The organism is Chryseobacterium sp., assembly GCF_041914225.1.
GTDB lineage: Bacteria > Bacteroidota > Bacteroidia > Flavobacteriales > Weeksellaceae > Chryseobacterium.
Window position 1 is genome coordinate 1 of the sequence record NZ_JAYSDT010000072.1, and the last position, 12,585, is coordinate 12,585.

The 12,585-nt window shown below is 37.6% G+C and carries 12 protein-coding genes; 9 read left to right on the plus strand and 3 right to left on the minus strand.

Going from position 1 to position 12,585, the window contains the following annotated elements:
* Positions 1 to 365: 365 nt before the first annotated feature.
* The 7 genes from ACE3RB_RS18835 (at position 366) to ACE3RB_RS18865 (ending at position 8,541) form a co-directional block, all read left to right on the plus strand.
* Positions 366 to 1,520 (plus strand): hypothetical protein, encoded by a 1,155-nt coding sequence (locus ACE3RB_RS18835; RefSeq protein WP_374465627.1) that lies wholly within the window; start codon positions 366 to 368, stop codon positions 1,518 to 1,520.
* Positions 1,521 to 2,192 (plus strand): 16S rRNA (cytidine(1402)-2'-O)-methyltransferase, encoded by a 672-nt coding sequence (gene rsmI / locus ACE3RB_RS18840; RefSeq protein WP_374465628.1) that lies wholly within the window; start codon positions 1,521 to 1,523, stop codon positions 2,190 to 2,192.
* A 46-nt stretch (positions 2,193 to 2,238) separates the two neighbouring features.
* Positions 2,239 to 2,982, plus strand: a complete 744-nt coding sequence (gene fabG / locus ACE3RB_RS18845; RefSeq protein ID WP_374465629.1) for a 3-oxoacyl-[acyl-carrier-protein] reductase — start codon at positions 2,239 to 2,241, stop codon at positions 2,980 to 2,982.
* Positions 2,983 to 3,094: 112 nt separating this feature from the next.
* Positions 3,095 to 4,519, plus strand: coding sequence for a helix-turn-helix domain-containing protein (locus ACE3RB_RS18850; RefSeq protein WP_374465630.1), 1,425 nt, complete (start codon positions 3,095 to 3,097; stop codon positions 4,517 to 4,519).
* On the plus strand, positions 4,516 to 5,652 hold the full coding sequence (locus ACE3RB_RS18855; protein ID WP_374465631.1) for a hypothetical protein: 1,137 nt from the start codon (positions 4,516 to 4,518) through the stop codon (positions 5,650 to 5,652). Before ACE3RB_RS18850 ends, ACE3RB_RS18855 begins: the two co-directional genes overlap by 4 nt.
* A 131-nt stretch (positions 5,653 to 5,783) precedes the next feature.
* Entirely contained in the window at positions 5,784 to 7,604 is a 1,821-nt protein-coding gene (locus ACE3RB_RS18860) for a T9SS type A sorting domain-containing protein (protein ID WP_374465632.1), read from the plus strand.
* A 79-nt stretch (positions 7,605 to 7,683) separates the two neighbouring features.
* Positions 7,684 to 8,541, plus strand: coding sequence for a T9SS type A sorting domain-containing protein (locus ACE3RB_RS18865; RefSeq protein WP_374465633.1), 858 nt, complete (start codon positions 7,684 to 7,686; stop codon positions 8,539 to 8,541).
* A 95-nt stretch (positions 8,542 to 8,636) separates the two neighbouring features.
* Here the strand turns inward: ACE3RB_RS18865 and ACE3RB_RS18870 are convergent, their stop codons facing one another.
* From ACE3RB_RS18870 to ACE3RB_RS18880, 3 genes are all read right to left on the minus strand, one after another.
* Positions 8,637 to 9,008 carry a hypothetical protein gene (locus ACE3RB_RS18870; RefSeq protein ID WP_374465634.1) on the minus strand — a complete coding sequence of 124 codons (372 nt, stop codon included), beginning with the start codon at positions 9,006 to 9,008 and terminating at the stop codon, positions 8,637 to 8,639.
* Between the two features lie 276 nt (positions 9,009 to 9,284).
* Positions 9,285 to 9,776 carry a hypothetical protein gene (locus ACE3RB_RS18875; RefSeq protein WP_374465635.1) on the minus strand — a complete coding sequence of 164 codons (492 nt, stop codon included), beginning with the start codon at positions 9,774 to 9,776 and terminating at the stop codon, positions 9,285 to 9,287.
* A gap of 23 nt (positions 9,777 to 9,799) precedes the next feature.
* Positions 9,800 to 10,168 carry a helix-turn-helix transcriptional regulator gene (locus ACE3RB_RS18880; RefSeq protein WP_374465636.1) on the minus strand — a complete coding sequence of 123 codons (369 nt, stop codon included), beginning with the start codon at positions 10,166 to 10,168 and terminating at the stop codon, positions 9,800 to 9,802.
* 153 nt (positions 10,169 to 10,321) lie between these two features.
* Here ACE3RB_RS18880 and ACE3RB_RS18885 point away from each other — a divergent pair, with 153 nt between their 5' ends.
* Both ACE3RB_RS18885 and ACE3RB_RS18890 read left to right on the plus strand, forming a co-directional pair.
* On the plus strand, positions 10,322 to 11,824 hold the full coding sequence (locus ACE3RB_RS18885; RefSeq protein WP_374465637.1) for a hypothetical protein: 1,503 nt from the start codon (positions 10,322 to 10,324) through the stop codon (positions 11,822 to 11,824).
* Between the two features lie 14 nt (positions 11,825 to 11,838).
* The gene (locus ACE3RB_RS18890) at positions 11,839 to 12,432 is read left to right on the plus strand and encodes a DUF6705 family protein (protein ID WP_374465638.1); all 594 of its coding nucleotides are present in this window, start codon (positions 11,839 to 11,841) and stop codon (positions 12,430 to 12,432) included.
* The last annotated feature ends 153 nt before the right edge of the window (positions 12,433 to 12,585 follow it).

Genomic DNA, 12,585 nt, shown 5'->3' on the forward strand with positions numbered 1-12,585 from the left:
ATCACTTCCATCCAACCGCTTTGTTTGGAATGATTAATTGTATTTTCTAAAAACATTATTAATTTAGCAAAAAAATTGTTTTAAATTTTTTGTTTCAACGCAAAGGCACAAAATCAATTTCTCTAATCAAATTTTAAGGCGCTAATTGACAGTAGTCAATTAATCTTTGCGACTTAAAAATGTTTTGCTTGTAAAATAGCGCCTTTGCGATTAAAATTTACAGCATTTATAGATTAAAATAATGACAGCAAAAACCTTTTGGGAACAAAATTGTTCTTAAATTTATATTCATCAAATTTAAGTAAAAATTAATAAGATATATTATGCAAAATTGGCGGGAATCATATGAGAAAATCTTCGGAGAGATGAAGCATCTGTTATTAGAATTATCCAAATCGGATAATTATGAGGAGATTTTAGCTAAGGAACATGAAATCAATGAGCTTTATCAAAAGTTTTCTTTTCTTAAAGTTTCTCAGGATTTTGAATATTCATCAACCCATATTGAACCTTTGCAAACTATTGAAAATCAGATTATAAATACTTCTGATTTGTTGTCAGTTGAGGAATTTGAAGATGAAAATAAAGTTGCGGAAATTGTTGTAGAAGAAACACAGGCACAAGACATTTTTGCGAATGTCCCGGAAGTGGAAGAAGTGCATTCTTTTGCTGAAATTGATTCGAATGAAGATCTGAAAACCAATACAATGACAATTGAAGAGATTCATCAGCCAGAAAGCAGTGATCTGGAAACTGAAATCTCTAACGGTAAAGATATTGAAGCCATTGTGGAGAATGAAATTGTTGATGAAATTGAAGCTCAGAACTACCACGAAGATATTGTTGAAGCCGTTGCAGAAATTGACGCTGAAGAAGAAAATCTTTTGAATGAACCGGCGGAGAAATTGGAGCCAATGCAGGACAGCCAGTTTTCATTTGCTATGACAAAAGAAGATTCGGCTGCGGAAAAACCTTCGCAGGATGATTATGAAAAAAGATTGGCAGAAAAAGAAGCTAAGCTGAAAGAACTGGAAGAAAACAGAAGGAAAATTGTAGAGTTTTCTAGGGAAAATACGCAGCCGAAAGAAAAATCCCAGGAAGTCTACGATTCTCAGAATCAGGGAGAGCATCACGATAAAAAATTTAAATTGGCTAATATCAAAGGTCTGAAAGTGGCTAAGTCTTTGTTCGATGATGACCATTTGGAAGAAGTGGAAAAACCGGCTCCTGTCCAGAATCCCGGAAGTCTTCTCAAAAATAATGTTCCGACAGATTATATGGAAGCGCCAAAACCAAAACCGGAATTCAAGCTGGATCTGAATGACAGAATTGCATTTTCTCAATATTTATTTGGCGGAAGCCAAAGTGATCTGAATCAGGTTGTTTCTGTTCTGAATTCTTTTAGTTCTTTGGATAAGGCGCAGGAGTATTTGAGTGACATCTATTACGAAAGAGATTGGAAAAAGGTTGATAATTATGCACAAAGACTCTGGACTTTGGTTGAAAACAGGTTTTTGTAGATGAGCGGCATTCTTTATTTTGTTCCGACACCCGTTGGAAATCTGGAAGATATGACTTTCCGGGCTGTGAAAGTTCTGAAAGAAGTAGATTATATCTTGTGTGAGGACACAAGAACTTCAGGGGTTCTTCTCAAACATTATGAAATTTCCAAGCCTCTGAAATCCTATCATTTACATAATGAACATCAGGCTACGCAGAAAGTAGTCGATGACCTCAAAAATGGTCAAAACATCGCTATTATTACCGATGCTGGAACGCCTGGGATTTCCGACCCAGGTTATCTTTTAGCCAAAGCCTGTGCGGATGAAAATTTGGAAATGATTTGTCTTCCTGGCGCAACGGCTTTTGTTCCGGCTTTGGTCGTTTCCGGCTTGCCGAATCACGATTTTTATTTCGCCGGATTTCTTCCTCAGAAAAAAGGTAGACAAACCAAACTCAAACAATTGGCAGAAGAGAAAAAGACAATTGTTCTTTACGAAAGTCCTCATAAAATCAATACAACACTTGAACAGATCAAGGAATTTTTTGGAGAAGAAACGAGAGTAAGCCTGAGCAGGGAAATTTCCAAAAAATTTGAAGAAACTAAACGAGGAACAATCAGTGAGTTAATAGAATTCTCCAAAAGCAAAACTTTAAAAGGTGAGATTGTTTTGATTGTGAATAATTCTTAAAGTATTATTTTTGCCATAACAAATTTAGAAAACATTATAAAATTATATGGGATTACTACAAGGTAAAGTTGCCATCATCACTGGCGCTACACGTGGAATCGGGCGTGGAATTGCAGAAGTTTTTGCCAAAGAAGGTGCAAAAATCGCATTCACGTATGCTGGTTCTGTTGAAAAAGCTAAAGAATTAGAGTTAGAATTAAGCCAAATAACAGAAATCAAAGGTTATCAATCCGATGCATCGGATTATGACGCTGCTCAAAAATTAGTTGAAGATGTTTTGGCAGAGTTCGGAACGATTGATATTTTGGTAAATAACGCAGGAATCACAAGAGATAATTTGATGCTCAGAATGTCAAAAGAAGATTGGGATACGATTATCAAAGTTAACCTGGATTCGGTTTTCAACCTGACAAAAGCAGTCATCAAACCAATGATGAAAGCAAAATCCGGTTCTATCATCAATATGACTTCAGTGGTTGGTGTTAAAGGAAATGCCGGACAAGCAAATTACGCCGCTTCTAAAGCGGGAGCTATTGGTTTTACGAAGTCTATAGCTCTAGAATTAGGCTCCAGAAACATCCGTTGTAATGCCATTGCACCAGGTTTTATCGAAACTGAAATGACGGCTGCACTGGATGAGAAAACAGTTCAGGGATGGAGAGACGGCATTCCGTTGAAAAGAGGCGGACAACCGGAAGATGTGGCTAATGCGTGCGTTTTCCTGGCAAGTGAAATGTCTGCCTACATCACAGGGCAGGTTCTGAATGTAGACGGAGGAATGCTGACATAACGATAATAATCAATTAAGAATATCAAAAACTCATGGAAAATTTAATTTCTGTGAGTTTTTTTATTTAATTCCGTTAAAAAAGATATAAATTTATATTCCAATTTGTAAACCGGTGAAAAAACTGTTTTTTCTTATCCTTATTTTCTGTATTTCCTTGGTCTTCAGCAAAACTGTTGATCCGGAAAAAAAGCAGCTCTTTCAGAAAGCCGGCTACGAAATGGTACTGACACCGGATAAGGCATCGGAAGTTCTTGACTATCTGGAAAAGAATTTCAAATTAGATCATGAGGAACAGGAAAAGCTGGATTACCTGAGGACCAAGTCTCTTTTTTTTCAGAATAATCTCACAGATGCTCTCAAACGGATCTCGGATAGAGATGAAAAGCTGCCGTCCGATATATTAATTCTGAAAAAGAGCATTCTTTATTACCTGGGTTTTCAGGGTGGGGCGGTAGTCCATAAGAGAGATAATGATATTCTGTTTTCTGAACAGATAGTGAATCTTTTATCAAAACTTAAGCAAAATCCCTCTAAAAATGTCAAGCAGGATTTAATAGCTGTATCGGAAAAAGCCAAATCCGGCAATCTGACGATAGCAAGAGAAAATCTGATGTATCTTTCTGACTTTATTGCAGATAATGATAATAATCTGTTATACGATTCTTTTTTGAAAACGATTGCAGATCTATATAAAAATGATATTCAGTTTCAGATTATTTACGCTAAATATCTTTTAAACAATAATAAGCCGGAACTGGCTGAAAAGCTTATTTCCGATTTTCCCGCAGATTCACTGGAACAGACGACTAACCTGAACCTAAAATATGCCTATTATCAACTTTTGATAAAACTATATGCGGTCAAAAAATCAACAGAACAATATATGGCAGCGGTCAACAAAAAAGATTTGCTCCTCAAAACGCTTAATGAAACCCGTTTTTCAGCAAAAAATAAGTGGTTCAATATTGTTGAAGAAAATTTTAAGAATGAGCAGCAAACTCTCGTCAATAGCAGAAAAAAGATTTTGTTTTCAATAATCGGGATCGGGCTTTTAGCTATTATTCTCCTGACAATAAGGTTTTTTCAGATCAGGCTACAGGTCAAAGAATATCAGAATTTTATTACGAAGATCAGTATTCTGAAAGAGAAAAAAGCGCCCCAGCCTCAGGTTATTTCAGAAAAAACAGAGAATATCCTGCTGAAAAAACTGGAAGATTTTGAAAAAACCGAAGATTTTATCCGGTCTGATATATCGCTTCAGAATCTTGCTAAAAATCTGGAAACCAATACTAAATACCTTTCCGAGACCATCAATACCCATAAGCAGAAAAACTTCAATGCTTATATCAATGAGCTCAGAATCAAATATATCGTCAGTAAATTGAAAGATAAACCTGTCTACAGAAGCTATAAGATCAAATACCTGGCAGAGGAAAGCGGGTTTTCTACTCACAGTGCTTTTGCAGCAGTTTTCAAATCGGTTATGGGAATGTCGCCGGCCAATTATATTCAACTATTAAAACAGAAGGAGGAATGAAAAGCCGGATCCTATTTATTGCTATCCTGTTCGGAGTTGCCTTTTATGCTGGTGAGCCCGGAGATGAGGTGCTGCTGAAGAAAGCAGAGAAACTAATGCTTCTTAATCCGAAGGCAGCATTTAAGATTGCGGATAAAGCTTACAGAAGTAACACATTGGACCATAAGGAAACCATCCACAGCTTATTTATTCTGACCAATACTTCTAATCTTTTGCAGAATCCGCTGGATGTCATCCGGTACGGCAATGAAGCGCTGAAAATTGCAGACAACGGAGATGATGTTATCACCAAGATTAAAATTTTAGGTATTCTTGGAAATACTTATCAGTTCCTGAAACTTAATGAGAAAACAAGAATCTATTTGGATCAGGCAGAACTTCTTCTAAACTCTCCCAAAATTCCGGATTCTTTGAACCTGGTCAAGGGCAATATTTATTATCTTAAAGGAATGAATTATTTTTATGGATTGGACAGTGATATTGCTCTTTCATATTTTAATAAAGCAATCAGCCAGTATGTTAACTCAAAAAATCCTTTGGCGGAAATCAATATAAAAATTGCATACCTTAATAAAGGCTATTGCCTGATTAATCAGAAAAAATTCAGCGAGGCACTTGAAAACCTGAAACTGGCAAGCGTCAGCCCCAATGAGTCCTCCAGACCTTATCCCCCACAATTTGCAGATTTACAGGATGTTTTTATAGAGTTAGGTAAAGCCAGGATTCTTTCGGCCGAGGCAAACCCCCAGCTATCAAATGCGATGCTTTTCGATATTTTAGAAAAAAGAAAGAATCAACCTTATCGGGACGATATTGAAAATGATATCTATGAGCTGCTGGCAACAAATTTTCTCCAGCTCAGGGATATTGAAAAGCATGATTATTATGAAAGTCTTTTTCTAAAGCAGGTGGATAAAAGTAACTACGAGGCAGCAGTTTGGGTGAATAAATTAATTGCTCAGGAATCGCTTGAAAATGAAAAACAAACCACAAAGCTGAATCATAAATATTGGCTCCTGATTACTTTTTTCTCTCTCATTTTAGGATCAGTCATTATCTTTTTATGCTTTATTACAATACGGACCGAGCAAAAACGCCGTCTGCTCAAAAAAGATGTTTCTGAAAATATATAATACTGTTATACAGGAGTTTACTATATTTATTTCCCTGTCAAAATCATAAATTTTCCATAATAGAGCTATTCATTTACTTGATTTTCTGATTTTATCGGGATATTTTCGTCAGGTTAAAATTTGAAATCGAAATGAAGAAATTCTATTTTTTACTTGTAGCGGTGATCGCTATATTTTTTGGAAAAGTTATTGCCCAGACCTGCAATACGGTCAGCACTTTTCCGTTCAAAGAAACTTTCGAGGCAGACAGCCCGAGCCGCTCTTGTTGGACACAGCAGGTAATCGGCGGACACAATGCCACCTATGATGGCTGGGTCTATAAAAAGGGATCTGCTGGAGGGATTGATTATAATATAGTTAATGCCCACTCCGGACAGCTTAACGCTTGTGCCCAGATTGCAGCCAATTCTCCTGATGCAAAGGTTAGGCTGATCAGTCCCGTAATGGATATTACAGGATTACAAACTCCAACGGTTTCATTTTTTATGGGGCAGGAAGCCTGGGGAATCTATCAGAATATCCTAAACGTTTATTATCGCACCTCTCCGGATTCTGATTGGAAAGTACTGAAAAACTTTATGTTTAATGTCCCGGAATGGAAACAGGCTGTTCTGAATTTGCCGGAAAAATCAGCTCAGCTGCAGATTTGTTTTGAAGCTGTAATGAAAACCGGAAGATCTAACGTTCTGGATGACATTGTAATAGGAAATAATGACAGTGTAGAGAACTATCCACCTACCTGCGCACCATCTACACCAAGCAATAACTTTGAAAGCGGAGCAGGAGATCTGAAACTCCTTTATTTTGCCAACGATTTTAATGTAGCGGCGCACACGAACCTGACAGTTACTGATATCATACTCAACACAATTGACAAAGGTGGTATCCAGTCTTTTGACATTTCGATAATGAAGAGCGATGATTCCGGGTTGCCAAGTGGCACGGTTGGGTTTTATGAGGCAGTGTCTCCTAATTCTGTTGTTGATCTTAATGAAAGAGACGGGTTTACGTTCAGGAAAAATACATTTACGCTGCCCCAGCCGTTACTTCTGGATGGCGGCGCTACGGGAAGAAGATATTGGATTATGGTAAAGGTGATAAATAACGTAGAAGAGAATCCTTCTTTCTGGGAGTCTACAACCATTAGAAACAGTGGAAAAGAAATGTATTACAGCGGAGATGGAATGACGAACTGGAAGACGGTTACTAATGGTGCAGATGGTGTCTTTACACTAATTGGAAGCTGTGTGGAAACCAATCCTACCGAAAGTTACTGCCTGCCAAAATTCAATTTCCTGATGCCGATAGATAAAGTGCAAATAGGTACGATTAATAATTCATCTTCAGCAAACGTTCCTTACGAAGATTTCTCCGCACTGAAAACAGATGTCGAAAGAGGTAAAACTTACCCGCTGCAGATCAATGCGCAAATATACAACAGCACATCCAACCAGGCGATTACGGTTTTTGTAGACTGGAATCAGAACGGATTCCTGGGAGATGAAGGTGAGATCTACAATCTTGGAAAGATCACGCAATCCGGAGGTTATACATTAACTTATCAGTTGCCGATTCCGCTTACGGCAGCACTTGGCAATGCTAAAATGAGAATCGTCTCCAATCTTGGCAGCTATGTCACTTATTCCTGTGGTGTATATTCACAAGGGCAGGCAGAGGATTACACGCTCAATGTGCTAAAGGAAAGTCTTGCAGTATCTGAAACAGATAAAAAACATAAAGCTGTTATTTTCCCAAATCCTGCAAAAGATATAGTGAAAATTAAAAATGAATCGGTTCTCTTAAAAGCAGAAATACTTGATATGAATGGAAGAAAAGTATTGGAAACAGCTTCAGAAACGATTGACGTATCCGCTTTATCAACAGGTGTTTACATGATCAGAATGACCTTCGGGAACGGCAAAACTGAAACGCAGCAGCTGATCAGAAAATAATCTTCATAATTTATTTTATTCTTAATGGTGTCTTGTCTATAAGGCAAGGCATCATTTAACCCTCTAACTATTGCAACTTATGAAAAAACTTTATCTTTTAGCAATGATGATCTCTGCTTCGTCATTTTTTTCTCAGGCTACAGTGCCGCCCTATACGCAGGATTTTACAACTTTTCCTTTGACCGGCTGGTATCTCGGCTATACTTTTAATGCCAATGTAGGAAGCGGTCCTACCAATTCATCTGTCAACTATTGGAAGCAGAAACCATTCATGGGAGATACGGTAGCCAATGACCAGTCGCTTTGTGTGGAACTTTATACATCCAATATTTCCTACTGGGCTGTGACCAATGCTTTTGATCTTTCCGGTAATGATTATGAAATCACCTTTGATGCGGCTGTAACCAACAGTCAGTTCAACACCAACCCGAACGGACCCGCGCCACAGATTGAGGCTACGGATAAATTCAAGGTTCTTATCAATACAGACGGCACTACCTGGCAGGAGCTTAGAAACTGGGATAATCCTAATATTACGATTCCTAACCAGAGAACGAAATATACGATAGATGTATCGGCTTACAAAGGCAGCAATGTCAAGTTTGCGCTCTATGCATCGGACGGTACGGTTTTCAATGCAGCGGCAAGTTACCGTCTTTTTGTTGATAATTTTAAGATTCAGGTTAAGGCTAATATGGCTGTCGGCGATGCGGCTAAAACTGAGTTTGGCGTCTATCCTAATCCAACAGCAGACCGGGTAACTATCCGTTCCGCAAAAAATGTCCGGTCTCTTGAGCTTTTTGATACCACCGGCAGAAAGATTAAATCTGCACAGACTAAAGAAATGAACCTTGCAGATTATCCGAAAGGCATTTACATCCTGAAAGCAACCTTTACAGATAACACTTCTATTTCTCAGAAAGTCATAAAAAAGTAAATATAGAAAATCAAATTTAGTAAAATGACGCAAAACGATTTGCGTCATTTTTTTAGCAGGATTGGATATGACTAGTTCATCCTGGTTTTACAGACCTAATTATTTACTTTATGAATCTGTTTGTAGACTTCCAGCTGGGTTTTCAGGGTGTAGATCTCTTTCTCTTTTATTTTCAATTGCTCTTGTAGTGTCTGCTCTTTTTCAGTCAGATAATCTACATCCAGCTTTTGTCCAAGATACATAAGGAAATTGAAATTAATGGCTCTGCTTAGTCGCCATAATATAACGGTTTGCAAAGACGGCTGCTTGAAGTACTGATTAAGCGTGGTGGGAGCTATGCTCAGCTTATCCGCTATATCTTTTTTCCTTAGTAGCTTCTGTTTTATCTCCCAATGTACAAGATTCCCTATGTGTACGGGGTCTTTATCTTCCTTTTGTAAAAATTTCTTACTACGTTCCGGCATCATTATTTGTTCTTATTGGTTATAAATATATCATTACTGGTTGTAAAACTAATAATTATCAGTAAAACAACCAATAATATTAGTTATAATGCCGATATAAATTTGGTAAAATACCCAATATAGTTGGTTGATAAAACCAACTATATTGGTTGTGAATCTAATTCAGCATAGCGATAAAACCAATAGTATTATATATTATACTAATCTGCTTGGTTGTTATACTATCTTATATGGTACATAAAACTCCGCAGAAGCGGAGTATAGGTCTTTCATTTAATATTATCCTTCCGGATTGGTGGGAGGGTTGCCTGTGCCGCCCTGCCCTGCAAAACGCTGCTTCAGCTGGGCATAGATGCTGTCTGAGCCTGCTATGCCGGCTTCTGCTGCCGAGGCAAAGAGCTTGTAAAGAGTAAGTGCGCCCACATAGGCCTCGCTGCCGGCAAGGAGTTGGGTGTCCTGCATCCTTTCTCCCACCTGGTTATGAAGGGCAATCAGCTCGTCCAGCTGGGTGAATAGTGTGAGATCGGTCTGCATGCCCGCTGGGGAAACATAGCTTGGCAAAAGCCCGGCATTGTTTACGCCCGCAGAGATGGCATCTTCCGTAAAGGCTTTGTTGCTGACATCTATAGCCGGCAGGCTGCTACGCTCTTCTGTGGTGAGACCCAGCAGGAAAGGCAGGTTGGTAAGGATGGTTTGGTAGGCGGCTTTTACTGCAGAGATCTGCGCAGGTGTCGCCGTGATGTTCAGGCGATTGTTGGTAAGATTTGACATGATTTGTGTTGTTAAAAATGTTATTATTTTTTCAGCTGCTCTATTTCGTCTTTCAGCTGTTGATTTTCTTTTTTAAGGATGTCTATATAATCATTGAGACTATTAAGAATAAACTCGGGTACATTATAGTATATATTGTTGCTTCCGATATAATTGCTATCAGTAATACCTTCAAAATTCTGATTGATGCTCTTTTGGCTGTCGTCTTCTTTGATCTCTTCCACCTCTACGTTCAGAAGCTTTGCGAGCCGCTCCCACTCGTCATCTGTCACCGGGATGGTTCCGTTTTCTTTCCGGGAATAGCCGGTTTGGTTGATGTTCAGGTACTTGGCAACATCCTGCTGGGAAAAGCCTTTTTCAGTTCTGGTCTTTTTCAGTTTATCTTTGGTCATGGGACTTTTTTTACAAATATAAAATTATTCAGATTTATTCGCATAAAGTTGAATAGAAAAAATTTCGCATTTCCAAAATAAATATTTTAAGTTTGACATAAGTTTTTCGAAAAACAAACTTATTTTTAACTTTAAAACAAAAAACTAAACAAGATGAAAAAAAACTATGTACTGTGGTTTGCCCTTTGGGCATTCTTTCTCATCGGGTGTAGGAATGATAATTTCAATCCTAAAGATACCAACAATCAGCAGGCGCTGAAGTTCCGGATTATCCCAAAATCTGAAATCCCAAACGTGATTTCTTACCTACAAACAAAGACGGATGATTTTAAAATCCCTCTCAAAAGGCAATCTACTCAGGGTAAAACAGAAACTTTGTTTGGAGAAGTTATTACAGAATATATTGTTGAAACAATTAATTCAAACAATGAAGTTTACTACACTTTTCCTATAATTCCCAAATCGGGCATTGATCCATCTGACACCTATAACCTCTCTTTGACAGCTGATAATAATGATATAAAATCTAGCAAAATAATCGCATATGAACCTACTGATGCATGGATACTAAATGGTAATAATGACTTATATACATTTTCAGGTATTGTAAGTACCTACAATATTGATGGATCTCTAGAAAGTACGGTAGCATATATAAATGGAACCGGAAATTGTAATCCTGAGCCCTGCCCTGACTGTCCTACAAATCCGCAAGGTCCCGGCGGCGGGGGCGGGGGCGGCGGATTACCTCCAGGAACTAGCAATCCACCTCCAACCGGCTCAGGCGGACCGATAAGCTATCCCAATACAGGGGGCGGAGATAATCCACCTCCTTCTGGACCCACTACCACCAGTGGCGGAGGGCAATGGGTTCTGCATTGTGAAGACGATGAAAATGGAGAATTAAAATGCTGGATGGTCTATATACTCCACTCTACAACAAGATTAGCTAATCCATGTCCTGACCAGAATGAAAATGGCGGCGTAATAATTACTACACAAAATGATCCTTGCACCATCACAAAAAGTCAGCTGGGAACAGCATCTGTAAAGGAAGTAATACAAAATCTTAAAAATCATATTACCAGCGGAGCTGGAGGTGAAAAAGGCTATGGCATCAAAAAAAATGGTACGGCTTCCCCTACTACAGAGAACAACGACCATAGTGTTAATTTCGGTGATCCCTCTTTATTAACTGGCGGTTACCATAATCATACAGGGACTGGTGTTGATATATTTTCAGCTAAAGATATTTCCACATTAATAGAAATTGCCAGATATAATGGAAGCGGAAAACCCACATACGCCTTTATGGGTCTTGTGGCTCCGAATGGCATTCATTATATAATCAGGTTTAATGGTGTACAGGCTGATATACCTACTTACGGAAATTTTTCTCAAGAACAATTTAGAACTTGGAGCATTCAACAAGCTATTTCAATGTCTAGCTTGTCTAGAAAAACTGAATTTATACAAGTAGTAAATGGAAAAAAAATCTTAAATACAAAAGGATTGGAAAAGATATTCTTTGATACATTGGATAGAATGGGATTAAAAAATAACATTATCCTTCAGAAAATAGATATTAATAATAAAATTTCGACTGTTAATAAAAATACAGACGGTACAACTATTGCAATTCCTTGTTCTCAATAATAAATCGAAAGACTATGAAAAAAATAATAAAATTTATAATTTTTTATACTATCTTGTTAATGGTAGGTTTAATCTCTTGCAAAGCTCAACAAATATACCCATTGAATAATTCTGAGCTAGATTCAGCAATAAATTCTTATTTTAAAGATTTGAATAATGAACTGGATCCTTTCATTGGTACTTGGAAAGCCGACTTTCAGGGTAAAACTATAACATTAATTATTAACAAACAATTGAAAAGGCCTTATGAAGTTTGGAGTAAAAATTTTTTCAAAGATGTAATAATTGTAAAATATGAAGTAAAAGATTCAAACGGCCAAATTTATCAATCTACTCTAAATAGTAATTTTTATGGAAACAATCTTTACAATATTATACTGAGTTTAGGAACAAATCTTAACAGTAGTAATGAAGTTAATCTATATTATGCAGGCGGCAATTGCGGTGTTGGTAGCGGTGATATAAAATTTCAAAAAATAACCAGCACCCAATTTTATTGGAGCTATTATCCCGGAACAACAACAAGAATTGATACACTATGCCCTCCAAACCTAGATTATCATATCTATCTGCCGGAGACAGAAAACCTTATATTTACAAAACAATAAGTATAAAAGCCCCTGCAATGGGGCTTTACTATTACCATGAATAACTTAATAGTCATCTTAATTTTAGCTTTCCAAAGTTTCCTGTATGCGCAGACTATGCTTAACTTCAAAATTTACTATCAGAAGAAGGAAGATACTATTACGCTTCTAGTG